General features: G+C 58.1%; 20 protein-coding genes. 1 reads left to right on the forward strand and 19 read right to left on the reverse strand.

Annotation, left to right across the window (positions count from 1 at the left end):
* The first annotated feature begins 11 nt into the window (after positions 1-11).
* Complete coding sequence (locus tag I6J19_RS01125; protein WP_038627657.1) at positions 12-728, forward strand: VIT1/CCC1 transporter family protein; 717 nt, start codon at positions 12-14, stop codon at positions 726-728.
* 44 nt (positions 729-772) lie between these two features.
* Here the strand turns inward: I6J19_RS01125 and I6J19_RS01130 are convergent, their stop codons facing one another.
* From I6J19_RS01130 to I6J19_RS01220, 19 genes are all read right to left on the reverse strand, one after another.
* Positions 773-1,555 (reverse strand): formate/nitrite transporter family protein, encoded by a 783-nt coding sequence (locus tag I6J19_RS01130; protein ID WP_038627654.1) that lies wholly within the window; start codon positions 1,553-1,555, stop codon positions 773-775.
* 102 nt (positions 1,556-1,657) lie between these two features.
* Positions 1,658-2,314: a class I SAM-dependent methyltransferase gene (locus I6J19_RS01135; RefSeq protein WP_049180779.1), complete on the reverse strand. Its 657-nt coding sequence runs from the start codon at positions 2,312-2,314 to the stop codon at positions 1,658-1,660.
* Between the two features lie 53 nt (positions 2,315-2,367).
* Positions 2,368-3,717 carry a magnesium transporter gene (gene mgtE, locus I6J19_RS01140; protein WP_187402549.1) on the reverse strand — a complete coding sequence of 450 codons (1,350 nt, stop codon included), beginning with the start codon at positions 3,715-3,717 and terminating at the stop codon, positions 2,368-2,370.
* Between the two features lie 198 nt (positions 3,718-3,915).
* Positions 3,916-4,194: a 30S ribosomal protein S17 gene (gene rpsQ, locus I6J19_RS01145; protein WP_005509926.1), complete on the reverse strand. Its 279-nt coding sequence runs from the start codon at positions 4,192-4,194 to the stop codon at positions 3,916-3,918.
* Positions 4,191-4,427: a 50S ribosomal protein L29 gene (rpmC, locus tag I6J19_RS01150; protein WP_005509851.1), complete on the reverse strand. Its 237-nt coding sequence runs from the start codon at positions 4,425-4,427 to the stop codon at positions 4,191-4,193. The genes rpsQ and rpmC overlap by 4 nt, the downstream gene beginning before the upstream one ends.
* Positions 4,427-4,843 carry a 50S ribosomal protein L16 gene (rplP, locus tag I6J19_RS01155; RefSeq protein WP_005509813.1) on the reverse strand — a complete coding sequence of 139 codons (417 nt, stop codon included), beginning with the start codon at positions 4,841-4,843 and terminating at the stop codon, positions 4,427-4,429. The genes rpmC and rplP overlap by 1 nt, the downstream gene beginning before the upstream one ends.
* Before the next feature lie 3 nt (positions 4,844-4,846).
* Complete coding sequence (gene rpsC, locus I6J19_RS01160) at positions 4,847-5,587, reverse strand: 30S ribosomal protein S3 (RefSeq protein WP_005509954.1); 741 nt, start codon at positions 5,585-5,587, stop codon at positions 4,847-4,849.
* Positions 5,587-5,949: a 50S ribosomal protein L22 gene (gene rplV / locus I6J19_RS01165; RefSeq protein ID WP_005509775.1), complete on the reverse strand. Its 363-nt coding sequence runs from the start codon at positions 5,947-5,949 to the stop codon at positions 5,587-5,589. Before rplV ends, rpsC begins: the two co-directional genes overlap by 1 nt.
* A gap of 3 nt (positions 5,950-5,952) precedes the next feature.
* On the reverse strand, positions 5,953-6,231 hold the full coding sequence (rpsS, locus tag I6J19_RS01170; protein WP_005509882.1) for a 30S ribosomal protein S19: 279 nt from the start codon (positions 6,229-6,231) through the stop codon (positions 5,953-5,955).
* A gap of 14 nt (positions 6,232-6,245) precedes the next feature.
* Positions 6,246-7,088, reverse strand: a complete 843-nt coding sequence (rplB, locus tag I6J19_RS01175) for a 50S ribosomal protein L2 (protein ID WP_005509800.1) — start codon at positions 7,086-7,088, stop codon at positions 6,246-6,248.
* 37 nt (positions 7,089-7,125) lie between these two features.
* Entirely contained in the window at positions 7,126-7,431 is a 306-nt protein-coding gene (gene rplW, locus I6J19_RS01180) for a 50S ribosomal protein L23 (RefSeq protein WP_038627647.1), read from the reverse strand.
* Complete coding sequence (gene rplD, locus I6J19_RS01185; protein ID WP_038627645.1) at positions 7,431-8,078, reverse strand: 50S ribosomal protein L4; 648 nt, start codon at positions 8,076-8,078, stop codon at positions 7,431-7,433. The genes rplW and rplD overlap by 1 nt, the downstream gene beginning before the upstream one ends.
* Positions 8,075-8,731: a 50S ribosomal protein L3 gene (gene rplC, locus I6J19_RS01190; RefSeq protein ID WP_005509762.1), complete on the reverse strand. Its 657-nt coding sequence runs from the start codon at positions 8,729-8,731 to the stop codon at positions 8,075-8,077. The genes rplD and rplC overlap by 4 nt, the downstream gene beginning before the upstream one ends.
* 31 nt (positions 8,732-8,762) lie before the next feature.
* Entirely contained in the window at positions 8,763-9,068 is a 306-nt protein-coding gene (gene rpsJ / locus I6J19_RS01195; RefSeq protein WP_003938093.1) for a 30S ribosomal protein S10, read from the reverse strand.
* Between the two features lie 671 nt (positions 9,069-9,739).
* Positions 9,740-10,930 (reverse strand): elongation factor Tu, encoded by a 1,191-nt coding sequence (gene tuf / locus I6J19_RS01200; RefSeq protein ID WP_038627641.1) that lies wholly within the window; start codon positions 10,928-10,930, stop codon positions 9,740-9,742.
* Between the two features lie 503 nt (positions 10,931-11,433).
* Positions 11,434-13,506 (reverse strand): elongation factor G, encoded by a 2,073-nt coding sequence (fusA, locus tag I6J19_RS01205; protein ID WP_049180800.1) that lies wholly within the window; start codon positions 13,504-13,506, stop codon positions 11,434-11,436.
* Positions 13,507-13,864: 358 nt separating this feature from the next.
* A complete protein-coding gene (rpsG, locus tag I6J19_RS01210) occupies positions 13,865-14,335 on the reverse strand; it encodes a 30S ribosomal protein S7 (RefSeq protein ID WP_016422052.1) in 471 nt (156 codons plus the stop codon).
* Positions 14,336-14,338: 3 nt separating this feature from the next.
* Positions 14,339-14,710: a 30S ribosomal protein S12 gene (rpsL, locus tag I6J19_RS01215; RefSeq protein ID WP_038627636.1), complete on the reverse strand. Its 372-nt coding sequence runs from the start codon at positions 14,708-14,710 to the stop codon at positions 14,339-14,341.
* Between the two features lie 447 nt (positions 14,711-15,157).
* Positions 15,158-15,646: a hypothetical protein gene (locus I6J19_RS01220; RefSeq protein ID WP_038627634.1), complete on the reverse strand. Its 489-nt coding sequence runs from the start codon at positions 15,644-15,646 to the stop codon at positions 15,158-15,160.
* Positions 15,647-15,687 lie beyond the last annotated feature (41 nt).

Below are 15,687 nucleotides of genomic sequence, written 5' to 3' on the forward strand. Positions count from 1 at the left end.
AAGGTCCTGCCATGACCACGTACGCGCATCCTCATGAACCGCATAAGTCTTCTGAGACGTCGAAGCTCAACTGGCTTCGCGCCGGAGTCCTCGGAGCCAACGACGGCATCGTCTCCACTGCTCTAATCTTGCTCAGCGTGATTGCAGCAGGTTCTTCTCGCGAAGCCATTCTGACTGCTGGTGCCGCCGCCGTTATCGCTGGTGCTATCTCGATGGCTCTGGGGGAATACGTCTCGGTTTCAACTCAGCGCGATACTGAGCGAGCACTGATTGCCAAAGAAAAGGCCGAGCTCAAGGACTTTCCAGATGAAGAGCATAAGGAGCTCGTGGGGATTCTCTCTGGCTACGGCATCCCACAACATATCGCCGAAGATGCTGCCCACGGCATCGCACAAAATGATCCGCTGGCAGCTCACCTAAAGCTGGAATTGGGCATTGACGGCGAGGAACTTACCAACCCCTGGGCGGCTGCTGGTTCTTCGGCACTGTCGTTCCTACTCGGCGCCATCCTGCCGATGATTGCGGCTCTGGTGTTCACCGGCCCCACCTCCGGCGCGATTGCGGTCACCGTTGTCACCATCGTGACGTTGGCCTTGACCGGCTACATCAGCGCCAAGCTCAGCTCCACGCACTCCGGCAAGGCTGCGCTACGTCTGGTCATCGGTGGCGCGCTCGGTTTGATTGTGTCCTACTTCGTCGGCCTGCTCTTCGGGCAGGCCGTCGGATAGCCCTTGAGATAGGTCGTCGGATAGGCTCCGGCAAAGCTCAAAAGCTAATCAACATAGCTGGTCTTCGTCTGGTTCAACCAGGCGTAGACCGCGCCAATTCCCAGGCCACCGCCTACGAAGTTGCCCAACCACACTGCCACCCAGTTGCCTGTAATGTGCAGGCCATCGAAGCCGGCAGGACGCGGATCGGCGAAAAAGGCCAAGGAAAACAGCGAGAAGTTCGCAATCACATGCTCAAGCCCGAGCCCAACGAACACCGCAATAATCGGCAGAATCACAGCGAACTTCGAAATGATTTCTTTGGCTTGTAGCGCGCCTAAAACAGCCATATTGACCACGAAGTTCGCGCCCATCGCCTCTACGAAAGCACCGAAGAACGGCTTGGCCAGCTTCCCCTCGGTCAAGGTGGAAATCAGATGTGTGTCATCAATCCCACCGAGTTTGGCGCTCTGGCTTAGCACCAGCGCCACAATCGCGGCACCGATGAAGTTGTAGAACGTGGCGACGGCCACCATCCGAAGAGCCACTCCCCACGGCATGCGACCGCGTGCAGCGGACCAGGACACAAACATCATGCTGCCAGTCGCCAGCTCTGCACCGAGCACCACAATGGCGAACAGTCCAAGCCCGAACAGGCACGCAAAGACCAGTCCCCCAGTGCCCGGAGCAACAGCTTCGGCCACTTGGCCAGCTACCGCTGCAAAGGCCGTTCCCAACGTCAGATACATGCCCGCCAGGACCGCTCGAACCGCAAAACGCCCGTAGTCCTGCGTCATCAGTTCCTGTTTTTTGTCACCAGCCGTATCCAGCGTTTCGTATAGCGTCACCGCCGAAGCCTTCCCTGCGTGCCGTTAATTGCAGTTATTCGCATAAAAGAATAACGATAGTCCGGCACGGAATCGCAACCGCTTTACGACGATCACAGCTCTCTACCCCCGTTCAAGCACTGCAACCAGGAACTGAGACTCATCCTCAAACGGACGAAGATCCCACGTCGAATAACGCTGAATCACGGTGAGCCCCGCCTCCTGCGCAGTGGTTTCAAAATCCGCAAAGTCCCAGCCACGGCCGGCACCGAAGCCGATGATGGCACGACCGCCCTCCGGATTCAGTGCCGCTGCGAAGGCCTGCAGTACCTTCGTGCGGTCTTCTGGCGCTACGAAGGTCAGGACATTGCCGGGGCAAATGATGACATCGAAAGCGGATGCCGTGTCATCGTGGGGCGTGTTCTCGAGGCCGTCGTCAAGCACGTGCGCCAATTGCGCCAAATCCCCTACCAACCACGTCGCGTCCGGGAACTGGCGTTTCGCCTCATCGATGAGATAGGGGTCGACATCGACGCCCATGACTCGGTGCCCAGCCTTCGCCAGGTAACCGCCCACGCGCCCCTGTCCGCAGCCGGCATCTAGAATTCGAGCGTGGCGTGGCGCCATCGCATCCACCAGCCGCGCCTCGCCATCGATATCGCGGCCCTCGCGCACGAATCCCCGCCACCGGTTGGCGTAGCGCCGAGAATGCTGCGGATCGGCGGCAATAATTTCTTTCCAAGTGCGGTGATTGTGGGTGCCATTGCTCATGGCCACCATTATGGCGCAGCTGGACACTTTTTATGTATCGGTGCAGCTGCGCACCGTGGGGTCTAAATCCCCAGTACCGACTTAGCGATCAGGAAGTAGATAATCAGACCGGAGGCATCAACAAGCGTCGTAATAAACGGGTTCGCGAAGACTGCTGGGTCAATGCCGAACTTCTTACCAATCAGCGGCATGATGCCACCGACGGTTGCCGCGAGGGTACAAATACCCAGCAGCGTCAGGCCGATAACGAGGCCGATGTCCCAACCGTAGAACAATCCAGCCAATAGTAGGCCTAGAGAACCAAGCAATAGACCGAGGAACGCGCCGACCCTCACCTCTCGGAGAATGACCTTGAATATATCTCGCGGTTGGACATCCCCCAGCGCCAACGCACGCGTAATCGTAGTTGCAGCCTGGTTACCGGTATTGCCACCTGTACCAATCAGCAGCGGTACGAACACTGAGAGAACGACCATCTGAGACAGAGTCTCTTCGAAGGTTTCCAGGACTTGCACGGTCAATGTCGCACCGATTGCCAGCACGAGCAACCAGACCACACGAGAGCGAACAATCTCAAAGATTGGCGTAGCAAGGTACGGCAAGCGCAGTGGCTCAGAACCGGAAATACGAGCTTGGTCCTCGGAATCTGCTTCCTCCAGAATCCGGAGTGCGTCGTCCACCGTGAGCAGGCCGATAACACGCTGCTTGCTATCGACGATCGGTAGAGCTAAGCGCTTACGATTGGCGCACATGCGAGCCACCTTCTCTTCGGACTCGGTGGCCTCTGCGTAGTCGGCCTTCCTCAAAATTGCCGACACATGGATATCACGGTCGGCGCGCATCAAATCACGAAGACTTACCACGCCCATCAGTCGGCGATTCCGGTTCGACACCGGCAAGGTGTAGATAGACTCGGCATCATCCAGATGCTTGCAGACGGTCTCGAGGGCTTTCCCCACCGTCATGTCGTCGTGAAGCGATACCAGCTCCGGGCTCATACGGCGGCCAATGGAACCGTCGGGGTAGCCGAGAACAATGTTGGTGAGCTCGCGCTCATCATCCGGCAAATCGGCCAGCAGCTTTGAAGCAACCGAGGCTGGTAGCTCATCGAGCAACTCAGCTCGGTCGTCCGGTTCCATCTCCGCAAAGACTGCGGTGACTTCAGGATCACGGAGGCTGTCGATCAGATGCGCCTGCAGCGCTGAGTCCAGCTCATCGAAGGTTTCAACCGCCGTGTCTTTCGGCAGTGTGCGGTAGAACAGCGCACGTTCCTCATGGCTGAGGCGGCGCATCTTTCGAGCGGCAGCTTTGGGCTCAACATCAGTTAAGAGCCGCGACAATGTCGCCACGTCGTGTGAGCGAAGCGCGGACTCCAGGTCTCGATCATCAATCCTGGTCACGTCAGTAGTCACCGAACTTCTCCCCTCACAAAGCACAAATCGTCGCCAATGCTATCAGAGATAAAACCCAGCAAACCTGCACTGAAGAGACTAGAAACACGAAGAAACATGGCTTGCCAAAAACAAAACCCCGCCACAGAACACACTTGCGTGTTTCCCGCGGCGGGGTTCTCGTTGTAAAGCCCTAGCTGTCTAGTTAGCCAACGGGTCTTACTTAGCCTTCTCGACGATCTCGATCAGGCGGTAGTGCTTGTCCTTGGAGAGCGGACGGCACTCTTCGATGCGGACGCGGTCGCCCACGCCAGCCTCTTCGTTCTCGTCGTGCGCCTTGACCTTGGAGTTCGTGCGCATGATCTTGCCGTACAGGGCGTGCTGCTTGCGGTCCTCGAGCTCGACAACGATGGTCTTCTGCATCTTGTCGGACACGACGTAACCGGTGCGCACCTTACGTGCGCCAGCCTCGGTGGTGTTCATGTTTTCCTCACTCATGCTGCATCACCATCGGTTGGTGCAGCAGACAGGCCGAGCTCGCGCTCACGCATAACGGTGTAAATGCGAGCAATATCCTTGCGGACAGTGCGGAGACGGCGGTTGTTGGTCAGCTGACCGGTAGCGCTCTGGAAACGGAGGTTGAACAGCTCCTCCTTAGACTCCTTGAGCTTGGCAACCAGGTCATCGTTATCCAGCGAGCGAAGCTCGTGGGCGGGAATGCCGTTCGACATCAGTACTGATCCTCCTTCCGAACGATTCGGGTCTTAATCGGCAGCTTAGCGCCTGCGCGCTTCAGTGCCTCGATAGCAACTGCCTCGTCCGGGTAGGACATCTCGAACATGATGCGACCCGGCTTGACGTTTGCAACCCACTTTTCGACCGGGCCCTTACCGGAACCCATACGAACACCCAGTGGCTTCTGGGTCAGCGGGCGGTCCGGAAAAATCTGGATCCAGACCTTACCACCACGCTTGACGTGGCGGTTGATGGCAATACGCGCTGCCTCAATCTGACGGTTGGTGATGTAGGCCGGCTCGAGAGCCTGGAGACCGTATTCACCGAAAGTCACCTTGTTGCCGCCCTTGGACATACCAGAACGGGTCGGGCGGTGCTGACGACGGAACTTAACGCGCTTCGGGATGAGCATGAATTAGCCCTCCTTCTTCTCAGATGCACGCTGACGACGCTTGCCACCGCGACGCGGGCGGTCGTTGCCGCGACGCTGGCGGGCGTTGCCGGCGTTGATCTCGGACTCGCGACGGCCACCGATCACGTCACCCTTGTAGATCCACACCTTGACGCCAATGCGACCGAAGGTGGTGTGAGCTTCGTGGGTGCCGTAGTCGATCTCCGCACGCAGGGTGTGCAGCGGAACGCGACCCTCGTGGTAGCGCTCGGTGCGGCCCATCTCGGCACCGCCGAGACGACCGGAGCAGACAACCTTGATGCCCTTGACGTGCGGCTGACGCATTGCAGACTGGATAGCCTTGCGCATTGCACGACGGAAAGCGACACGGTTGGCGAGCTGCTCAGCGATGGACTGAGCAACCAGCTTCGCATCCGCGTCAATGTTCTTGACCTCGAGGATGTTCAGCTGAACCTGCTTGCCGGTGAGCTTCTCGAGCTGGCCGCGAATGCGGTCAGCCTCGGAGCCACGACGACCGATAACGATGCCCGGGCGTGCGGTGTGGATGTCGACGCGCACGCGGTCACGGGTGCGCTCGATAACGACATCGGAGATGCCGGCGCGTTCAAGACCGGTGGACAGCAGATCGCGGATCTTGATGTCCTCGGCCAGGTAGTCAGCGTACTGCTTGTCGGCGTACCAGCGGGACTTCCAGTCGCTGGAAATACCGAGGCGAAGACCGTGTGGATGGATCTTCTGTCCCACTATCGGTCACCTTCCTTCTGGCTCTCGACGACCACGGTGATGTGGCTGGTGCGCTTGCGGACGTGGAAAGCACGGCCCTGCGCACGCGGGCGGAAGCGCTTCATGGTCGGTCCCTCGTTGGCGTAAGCCTCGGAGATGACCAGAGTACGACGGTCCAGGCCGAAGTTGTTCTCAGCATTTGCAGCTGCAGACGCAACAACCTTGGCAACTGGATCAGCAGCACCCTGCGGTGCGTACTCCAGGATGTTCAGTGCCTCGTCGACGGACTTACCGCGAACGGTGTCCAGGACGCGACGTGCCTTCATCGGAGTAACGCGGACGAAGCGCGCAGTTGCGCGTGCAGAAGTAATGTCGTTGCTCATGGCTTATCGACGTCCCTTCTTGTCATCCTTGACGTGACCCTTGAAGGTCTTGGTCGGGGCGAATTCGCCCAGCTTGTGGCCGACCATAGAGTCATCCACGAACACCGGCACGTGCTTGCGACCGTCGTGAACGGCGAAGGTGTGGCCGATGAAATCGGGGAGAATCGTGGAGCGGCGAGACCAGGTCTTGATGACCTGCTTGGTGCCCTTCTCGTTCTGTGCATCGACCTTCGCGAGGAGGTGCTCATCGACGAACGGGCCCTTCTTAAGGCTGCGTGGCATTCTCAGTTCCCTCCTTAGCGCTTCTTATTCTTGTTGGTACGACGGCGACGAACGATCAGCTGGTCGCTCGGGCGGTTCGGCTTACGGGTGCGGCCTTCCTTCTGGCCCCACGGGGAAACCGGGTGGCGACCACCGGAGGTCTTACCCTCACCACCACCGTGCGGGTGGTCGACCGGGTTCATGACAACACCGCGGACAGTCGGGCGCCAGCCCTTCCAGCGCATACGGCCGGCCTTGCCCCAACGAATGTTGATCTGATCCTGATTTCCGACCTCACCGACGGTTGCGCGGCAACGAGCGTCAACGCGACGAATCTCAGAAGAAGGCATACGCAGAACTGCGTACTTGCCTTCCTTACCGAGAAGCTGAATAGAAGCACCAGCAGAACGTGCCAGCTGTGCACCGGCACCCGGCTTGAGCTCCACGCAGTGAATGGTGGAACCGGTCGGGATGTTACGCAGCGGCAGGTTGTTGCCAACCTTGATGTCGGCATTAGCGCCAGACTCAACGATGGCACCCTGCTTCAGGTTCTTCGGAGCGATGATGTAGCGCTTCTCACCGTCTGCGTAGTGCAACAGTGCGATGTTGGCGGTACGGTTCGGGTCGTACTCGATGTGAGCGACCTTTGCCGGAATGCCGTCCTTGTCATTACGACGGAAGTCGATGACACGGTACTGGCGCTTGTGTCCGCCACCCTTGTGGCGAGTGGTGATGTGGCCGTGTACGTTACGGCCACCAGTCTTCGACAGCGGGCGCAGCAGAGACTTCTCAGGAGTCGAGCGAGTAACCTCGCTGAACTCGGAGACGGAGCTCTGGCGGCGACCCGGCGTAGTCGGCTTGTACTTACGAATAGCCATACTCTTGCTCTTCCTTAACTTCCTCGTCGGCTAGCGGCTAGGCTGCCGAACCGCCGAAGATGTCGATGGGATCGCTGCCGGCCGCGAGAGTCACGTAGGCGCGCTTGGTGTTCTTGCGCTTGCCGTAGCCGGTGCGGGAACGCTTGCGCTTGCCCTCACGGTTGAGGGTGTTGACGGAAGCGACCTTGACACCGAAAATCTCCTGGACCGCGATCTTGATCTGGGTCTTGTTAGCGTCGGTGTGAACCAGGAACGTGTAAACGCCCTGCTCCATGAGTCCGTAGGACTTCTCAGACACTACCGGTGCAACAATGATGTCGCGGGGATCTGCGATGGTAGCCATTACTTCTCCTCCTTACCGGCGGTGCGAGTGATGAAGTCATTAAGCGCCTGAACGGCGAAGATGACGTCATCGGCCTTCAGAACGTCGTAGGTGTTCAGCTGATCCTCAGACAGGATGTGGACACCTGGCAGGTTACGAACCGACTTCCACGAGTTGACGTCCTCGCGTGGCAGAACGACGAGCACGTTGTTGCGCTCAGTCAGACGCTCGACGAAAGTACGAGCTGCCTTGGTGGACGGGGTCTGGCCTGGGACCAGTTCCTCGACAACGTGGATGCGGTCGTGGCGAGCACGGTCAGAGAGTGCGCCACGCAGTGCAGCTGCAATCATCTTCTTCGGGGTGCGCTGGCTGTAGTCGCGCGGCACCGGGCCGTGGACAATGCCACCGCCGGTCCAGTGCGGAGCACGGATCGAACCCTGACGAGCGCGACCGGTACCCTTCTGGCGCCACGGCTTGCGGCCACCGCCGCGAACCTCGCCGCGGGTCTTGACCTTGTGGGTGCCCTGGCGAGCTGCTGCACGCTGCGCGACAACAACCTGGTGCATCAGGGCGATGGACACCTCCGCGTCGAACACGGAAGCAGGAAGCTCAACCGAACCGTTCACGCCGCCTTCAGCGGTGTGTACGTCTAGCTTGAGGTTGGTCATGCGTGAGCACCACCCTTCGTGGCAGTCTTAACAACCAGCAGGCCGCCGCGTGCACCCGGAACTGCGCCCTTGATGAGCAGCAGGTTCGCGTCAGCGTCAACCTTCTGGATCTTCAGGTTCTGGGTTGTGACCCGGTCGTTACCCATGCGGCCTGCCATGCGCTTGCCCTTGAAGACGCGTCCTGGCGTGGCGCAGGCGCCAATGCCACCAACACGACGGTGAGCAGCCTGGTTACCGTGAGCAGCACCCTGGCCAGCAAAGCCGTGGCGCTTCATACCACCGGCAAAGCCGTGGCCCTTGGAGGTACCAGTGACGTCGACGTACTCAATTTCGCCAAAGATGTCGACACCAACGGACTGGCCGACCTCGTAAGAGGAAGCGTCCGGGGTGCGAATCTCGACGCTGTGGCGACGCGGGGTCACACCGGCCTTCTTGAAGTGGCCGGCCTCCGGCTTGTTGACCTTACGTGGGTCAATTTCGCCGTATGCAATCTGGACGGCGTCGTAGCCGTCGGTTTCCTTAGTGCGCACCTGAGTCACTACGCACGGCCCAGCCTCAACGACGGTAACCGGAACAACGCGGTTTTCCTCGTCGAAGATCTGAGTCATACCGAGCTTCGTGCCCAGGATGCCCTTGATCTCGTTTTCACTCATTTATCTTGTCTCCGCTACCAAAAGTCCAGGATCACTGAATGTTCACATCGACACTTGCCGGAAGGTCAATGCGCATAAGTGCATCGACGGTCTTCGGCGTTGGATCGAGAATGTCGATCAGACGCTTGTGAGTGCGCATCTCGAAGTGCTCGCGCGAGTCCTTGTACTTGTGCGGCGAACGGATAACGCAGTAAACGTTCTTTTCGGTTGGCAACGGCACCGGGCCAACGACGCGTGCACCCGTACGGGTAACGGTCTCCACGATCTTTCGCGCAGAAGCGTCGATAGCCTCGTGGTCGTAGGCCTTGAGCCTGATGCGGATCTTCTGTCCGGCCACGCTTGTCCTCTCCTCGGTCGGCGCGCCCCAATTAAAGGGGCGTCGACCCTGTCAATGTTTCTCGACGCCGTCAGCAACTATGGCCAGCGCCAGAAATTAAAACTGGGTTGTGCATTACTTCAAAGCGATTTCGTCTTCGATCGTCATGGCAAATTAACTTTTGGCCATGACCCGAGCGGACGAATAACGCCTTGCACTCAAATCCCAGTGGAAAACAAGTCCCCCCTCGTGGGGCTCTTCATTTTGCCTACTGCCGCTGTTAATTTGCCATGCCACCTCCGACCCCCGCGGTCGGGCGTGTCGCCCGTTTTCTCCGTGAGGCACGATTGGGAAGAAACTTCCCTACGTGGTCATGCTCGCCTTACCATAGGCGCTAAGTCCAATTTCGTACTGGTTCCCAGCTGGGCCTGATACAACAATTGGCGCGAACGCCTTTGTTAAAGCAACCTCCGTATTAAAGCACGACCACACTGCAAATGTAAAATCGCGATTCCAAAGTGCAACGTACATCACACCCATTACGGAACAGTCTGCTTAACGACGGCTATTGCGCCGGTCCCATCCCGTCTAATGTCGGCTATGTACAGATACAAAGAATCCCGACTTCCGCTTACGCGGAGTCGGGATTCTTCTAAGACCTAGCTAAAGCATTTCCCCATTGGGGAGAAGACTTACTTAATGATCTTGGTAACGCGGCCAGCGCCGACGGTGCGGCCACCCTCGCGGATAGCGAAGCGCAGGCCCTCGTCCATTGCGACCGGCTGGATCAGCTTGACAGACATGTCAACGTTGTCGCCCGGCATGACCATCTCGACACCTTCCGGCAGGGAAACGACGCCGGTGACGTCGGTGGTGCGGAAGTAGAACTGCGGACGGTAGTTGTTGAAGAACGGGGTGTGGCGGCCGCCCTCATCCTTGGACAGGATGTAGACGGAACCCTCGAACTCGGTGTGCGGGGTGTAAGCGCCCGGCTTAGCAACGATCTGACCGCGCTCGATGTCCTCACGCTTGGTACCGCGGAGCAGCAGACCACAGTTGTCGCCAGCCTCAGCGGAATCCAGCAGCTTGCGGAACATCTCGATACCGGTAACGGTGGTCTTCTGGGACTTCTCCTTGATGCCCAGAATCTCCACCTCGTCGTTGACGTTCAGAACGCCGCGCTCAACACGACCGGTAGCAACGGTGCCGCGACCGGTAATGGTGAAGATGTCCTCAATCGGCATCAGGAACGGCTTGTCGGTCTCGCGGACCGGGTCCGGGATGTTGTCGTCACAAGCCTGCATGAGCTCGACGATGGACTCTGCCCACTTCTCGTCGCCCTCAAGAGCCTTCAGAGCGGAGATGTGAACAATCGGAGCCTCTTCGTCGTAGTCCTGCTCAGCCAGCAGCTCGCGAATCTCCATCTCGACGAGTTCGATGATCTCTTCATCGTCAACCATGTCGCACTTGTTCAGTGCAACGAGGATGTACGGAACGCCAACCTGGCGAGCCAGGAGAACGTGCTCACGGGTCTGCGGCATCGGACCGTCGGTAGCGGCGACAACCAGAATCGCGCCGTCCATCTGAGCAGCACCGGTGATCATGTTCTTGATGTAGTCGGCGTGGCCCGGAGCGTCGACGTGAGCGTAGTGACGCTTCTCGGTCTGGTACTCAACGTGCGAGACGTTGATGGTAATACCGCGCTCCCGCTCTTCCGGCGCCTTGTCAATAGCGTCGAAAGCGAACGACTGGTTCAGGTCCGGGTACTTGTCAGCCAGAACCTTGGTGATAGCGGCGGTAGTGGTGGTCTTACCGTGGTCAACGTGACCAATGGTACCGATGTTGACGTGCGGCTTCGTACGCTCGAACTTCGCCTTTGCCACTTTTAGTCCTCCTGGAGGTCTAGGTGGCCACGACTCTCGCAGCCACAATTTTGTGGTCACTCAATCCGCCTTCACAACATCAGAAGCTTTCAAGCTGTTCGCTTACGACTTCGGAACGTGCGCGCGCAAAAGAGCACTATTCTTTCACTGTGCCAGTTACTCGATACTAGGGCAGGATACTGGAGTTTTCCAAACCAGACCAACCCCCTAGTTAAGGGTGGGTAACGGCCAGCAACTCACATCGTCATTTACCTGCATAAATACTAGATATTTGAGTTGCGATCTAAAATCGCCCAACGATATGAATTGCGAGCAGCTACCCCAAGAGCTTGCCTGTGCTAACACGAGCCAAGAGTCTGGCGACATCTCAGCACAGTCAAATCTTAAGGGAATCTACTAAAAAGCTGCAGACCCTCGCACTGCACCGTCTAAAAAGAGTGACAGCGCAGTGCGCACAGAGATGGGGTCAGCCCTGATAGAGCGCCCCACCCTGCCGATGCAATTTAAGCGCCGGTGCGCGCTGCAATGATCTCCTCGGCCACGGAGGAAGGAACCTCAGCGTAGGAGTCGAAGATCATGGTGTAGTTAGCGCGACCCTGGGTCTTGGAACGCAGGTCACCAACGTAGCCAAACATCTCGGACAGCGGAACCAGAGCCTTAACAGCCTTGACGCCCGTACGGTCCTCCATGGAGTTAACCTGACCACGACGGGAGTTGATGTCACCGATGACCTCACCCATGTACTCTTCCGGAGTAATGACCTCAACGGCCATCATCGGCTCAAGCAGGACCGGCTTAGCCTTCTGGACAGCTTCCTTCAGAGCCTGCTGACCAGCAATCTTGAAGGCCATTTCAGAGGAGTCAACCTCGTGGTAAGCACCGTCGAGCAGGGTTGCCTGGATGTTCACCAGCGGGTAGCCAGCCAGGGTACCGTACTGCATTGCGTCCTGAATACCAGCGTCGACAGATGGAATGTATTCCTTCGGAACACGGCCACCGGTCACCTCGTTGACGAACTTGTAAGTGGTGGACTCACCCTCTTCAACCTCGTCAGTAGACGGAGCGTAAGGCTCCAGAGCAATGATGACGCGGGCGAACTGACCCGAACCACCGGTCTGCTTCTTGTGGGTGTACTCGAACTTCTCGACCGGCTTGCGGATGGTCTCGCGGTAAGCAACCTGCGGGTTACCGATGTTTGCTTCGACCTTGAACTCGCGCTTCATGCGGTCAACCAGGACGTCAAGGTGGAGCTCGCCCATACCGCCGATAACGGTCTGGCCGGTTTCCTCATCCAGGCGAACGGTGAAGGTCGGGTCCTCTTCAGCAAGACGCTGAATAGCGGTACTCAGCTTCTCCTGGTCAGCCTTGGACTTCGGCTCAATAGCAACGGAGATAACCGGATCCGGGAAGGACATGGACTCCAGAACGATTGGAGCATCCTGTGCACACAGGGTGTCACCAGTGGTGGTGTCCTTCAGACCAATGAAGGCGTAGATGTTACCTGCCACTGCCTCGTCAACAGGGTTCTCCTTGTTGGCGTGCATCTGGAACAGCTTACCGACGCGCTCCTTCTTGTCCTTGGTGGAGTTCAGGACCTGCTGGCCCGGCTCCACGCGACCGGAGTAAACGCGGACGAAGGTCAGCTTACCGAAGAACGGGTGAGCAGCGATCTTGAATGCAAGAGCAGAGAACGGCTCATCCTTAGACGGCTTACGAACCATATCGACGTCCTCGTCGCCCATCTGGTGGCCGTGCACCTCACCGATGTCCAGCGGATTCGGCAGGAAGTCAATGACAGCGTCGAGCAGCGGCTCAACACCCTTGTTCTTGTAAGCGGTACCACAGTAGACCGGGTAGACCTCAGAGTTCAGAACCATCTTGCGGATGGCGCCCTTAATCTCGTCCATGGTCAGCTCTTCGCCACCGAAGTACTTTTCCATGAGCTCCTCGTCGGACTCAGCGACGGTCTCAATGAGCTTCTCACGGTACTCGTTAGCCTTGTCGACCAGGTCAGCCGGAATCTCCTCGACCTGCGCAGGAGTGCCAATCTCGACCTTGCCCGGCCACATGAGGGCCTTCATCTCCAGCAGGTCAACAACGCCGTCGAAGTCATCCTCAGCGCCAATCGGCAGCTGCATAACCAACGGCTTAGCGCCCAGGCGGTCAACGATGGTGCCAACGGTGTAGTAGAAGTCAGCGCCCAGCTTGTCCATCTTGTTGACGAAGCAAATACGTGGGACATCGTACTTCTGAGCCTGACGCCAAACCTGCTCAGACTGCGGCTCGACACCTTCCTTACCGTCGAAGACTGCGACGGCACCGTCGAGCACACGCAAGGAACGCTCGACCTCAACGGTGAAGTCGACGTGACCCGGGGTATCGATGATGTTGATCTGGTTGTCGTTCCAGAAACAGGTCACAGCAGCGGAGGTAATGGTAATACCGCGCTCCTTCTCCTGCTCCATCCAGTCGGTTGTGGACGCACCATCGTGAGTCTCGCCGACCTTGCGGTTAATACCCGTGTAGTACAGGATGCGCTCGGTCGTAGTCGTCTTACCAGCATCGATGTGCGCCATGATGCCGATGTTGCGGACCTTGTGGAGGTCCTTCTTAACGGGAAGTGCACCTTCAGCCACTTGATTCCCCACTCGTTTCAAATCGGTTTGGCGGTGAGGCTCAATTACGGGATTGCAATTGGCCGTCAAATCCGCCGTCGGTCGGGTTTGCTTTATCTATAATGCCACCGTCTTGGCGCGAAGTCGCGCCGTGACGTACACCTTTTGCGTAAATTCTACGCAAGACATCAGGTGTAAGCGCCGGGCTGGCCCTATTTGAGTGACCCTTAAAGATCCGTGGACCGCGACCGACGCGCGCCGTTGACATACCGGCAGCTGCTTTACGACGGTGACCACTCGCGGCCCCGTCGATAAGCGATTACCAGCGGTAGTGAGCGAATGCGCGGTTTGCTTCCGCCATCTTGTGAGTGTCCTCACGACGCTTGACGGATGCACCCAGGCCGTTGGATGCATCGAGGATCTCGTTAGCGAGACGCTCGGTCATGGTGTTCTCACGACGCTGACGCGAGAACATCAGCAGCCAGCGCAGCGCCAGAGTGGTGCCACGGCCCGGACGAACCTCGACCGGGACCTGGTAGGTGGCGCCACCGACACGACGGGAACGAACCTCAAGAGCCGGCTTGACGTTCTCGATTGCGCGCTTCAGAGTCAGCACCGGGTCAGTACCGGTCTTCTCTTCGCACAGCTCAAGTGCACCGTAGACGATGCGCTCTGCGGTCGACTTCTTACCGTCAATCAGAACCTTGTTGACCAGCTGCGACACCAGAGGGGAGCCGTAGACCGGGTCGTTGACGACAGGACGCTTCTGTACTGGGCCCTTACGTGGCATGGCTTACTTCTCCTTCTTTGCGCCGTAGCGGGAACGAGCCTGCTTGCGGTCCTTGACACCCTGGGTGTCGAGGGAACCACGGACGATCTTGTAGCGGACACCCGGGAGGTCCTTAACACGACCACCGCGGACGAGCACCATGGAGTGCTCCTGCAGGTTGTGGCCCTCGCCCGGGATGTAAGCGGAGACCTCGACGCCGGAGGTCAGGCGCACACGAGCGACCTTACGAAGAGCCGAGTTCGGCTTCTTCGGGGTGGTGGTGTAAACACGGGTGCAAACGCCGCGACGCTGAGGGGAACCCTTCAGAGCTGCGGTTGCAACCTTAGCCTTCTTGTCATGGCGGCCCTTACGGACCAGCTGCTGAATAGTGGGCATGAAGCCTCTTTCTTCTTTCTCTCGCCGCCTGAGATTCTCGTGCCCGATGCCGACCGCAGCGGAGTAACCACCATCCGTGTGAATGCTTCACAAGAAAAGTTATTACTCATCCAGTGGTGAGCCCATCGGTTTAACACGAGAAAAGCGGAGGGATTTTGAACGTGCGAAACCCAGTCAGCCGCTCTCGCTGGCCTACTGGGTAATGTCTCAAGTTCCCAATTCTTTTCTGGGATCGTTGTATAACAGTACGCGAGCTGGGGCTTTACTCCAAACACCCAGGTAATAGCGTAAAAATTTCAGCCACTTTGATCAGTGCGAAGGCCGACTCACAAATTATCGTCGTAAAGCACGGCGCGCCTCCCCACGCGCTCTCTTTCGTCACTGCAGTCACGCGCATGCTTTACGACGACTAGTTCTGTGGCCTTATTTATAGCCGGTTTTACGCCTCTAATTCACTTCGATGACACAGTTGCCGGCGAGCCCCACTCGCCCATCGGCTTCCACCTGAATGTTCGGAATGGTGTCGTTGGGGATGTCTGTTGGAATTTGCATCTCGGTCAGCGTGCTCGAAAGCTCAAACCCTTGGGTTTCTGCTTCTCGCTCCGGACTATTGCTATTAATGGTCAGCTTGATGTGGTCACCAGGCTGACCGTGATATGTGATCCGCGCTGTGGGCTTTTCGTGGTCGATTGCGATGACGCTTTCATCACAGGCGCCATTAGGCCCGATATTGCCCAGAATCGGCTCATCGGGCTTTCTGCTGTGCGCATTATTAGCACTCGGGGCAGGCGTTGTAGGTGCCTCCGACTGCGTATCATGACTGCCGTCATCGGCCTCACGGCCGACCTGTTGCTGGTCCTGTCCCCCACAACCAGCCAGGGCAGCCGCACATACAACTGCCGATAATGCGATTACGCCAACTTTTTCTACCTTCATATACTTTCAGGCTAGCTAGCGGACATGAGAATTATCGACGC

Source organism: Corynebacterium amycolatum, from assembly GCF_016889425.1.
Classification (GTDB): domain Bacteria; phylum Actinomycetota; class Actinomycetes; order Mycobacteriales; family Mycobacteriaceae; genus Corynebacterium; species Corynebacterium amycolatum.

Excerpts from the sequence above, each read along its gene's own strand:
- rplV (WP_005509775.1), bottom strand. The coding sequence starts at position 5,949 with ATGAGCAACGACATTACTTCTGCACGCGCAACTGCGCGCTTCGTCCGC.
- rpsG (WP_016422052.1), bottom strand. The coding sequence starts at position 14,335 with ATGCCACGTAAGGGCCCAGTACAGAAGCGTCCTGTCGTCAACGACCCG.
- I6J19_RS01125 (WP_038627657.1), top strand. The coding sequence starts at position 12 with ATGACCACGTACGCGCATCCTCATGAACCGCATAAGTCTTCTGAGACG.
- rplB (WP_005509800.1), bottom strand. The coding sequence starts at position 7,088 with ATGGCTATTCGTAAGTACAAGCCGACTACGCCGGGTCGCCGCCAGAGC.
- I6J19_RS01135 (WP_049180779.1), bottom strand. The coding sequence starts at position 2,314 with ATGGTGGCCATGAGCAATGGCACCCACAATCACCGCACTTGGAAAGAA.
- rplP (WP_005509813.1), bottom strand. The coding sequence starts at position 4,843 with ATGCTCATCCCGAAGCGCGTTAAGTTCCGTCGTCAGCACCGCCCGACC.
- rpsL (WP_038627636.1), bottom strand. The coding sequence starts at position 14,710 with ATGCCCACTATTCAGCAGCTGGTCCGTAAGGGCCGCCATGACAAGAAG.
- fusA (WP_049180800.1), bottom strand. The coding sequence starts at position 13,506 with ATGGCGCACATCGATGCTGGTAAGACGACTACGACCGAGCGCATCCTG.
- rpmC (WP_005509851.1), bottom strand. The coding sequence starts at position 4,427 with ATGTCGAACGGCATTCCCGCCCACGAGCTTCGCTCGCTGGATAACGAT.
- rpsS (WP_005509882.1), bottom strand. The coding sequence starts at position 6,231 with ATGCCACGCAGCCTTAAGAAGGGCCCGTTCGTCGATGAGCACCTCCTC.
- rplC (WP_005509762.1), bottom strand. The coding sequence starts at position 8,731 with ATGAGTGAAAACGAGATCAAGGGCATCCTGGGCACGAAGCTCGGTATG.
- rplW (WP_038627647.1), bottom strand. The coding sequence starts at position 7,431 with ATGGCTACCATCGCAGATCCCCGCGACATCATTGTTGCACCGGTAGTG.
- I6J19_RS01220 (WP_038627634.1), bottom strand. The coding sequence starts at position 15,646 with ATGAAGGTAGAAAAAGTTGGCGTAATCGCATTATCGGCAGTTGTATGT.
- rplD (WP_038627645.1), bottom strand. The coding sequence starts at position 8,078 with ATGACCAACCTCAAGCTAGACGTACACACCGCTGAAGGCGGCGTGAAC.
- rpsQ (WP_005509926.1), bottom strand. The coding sequence starts at position 4,194 with ATGAGTGAGGAAAACATGAACACCACCGAGGCTGGCGCACGTAAGGTG.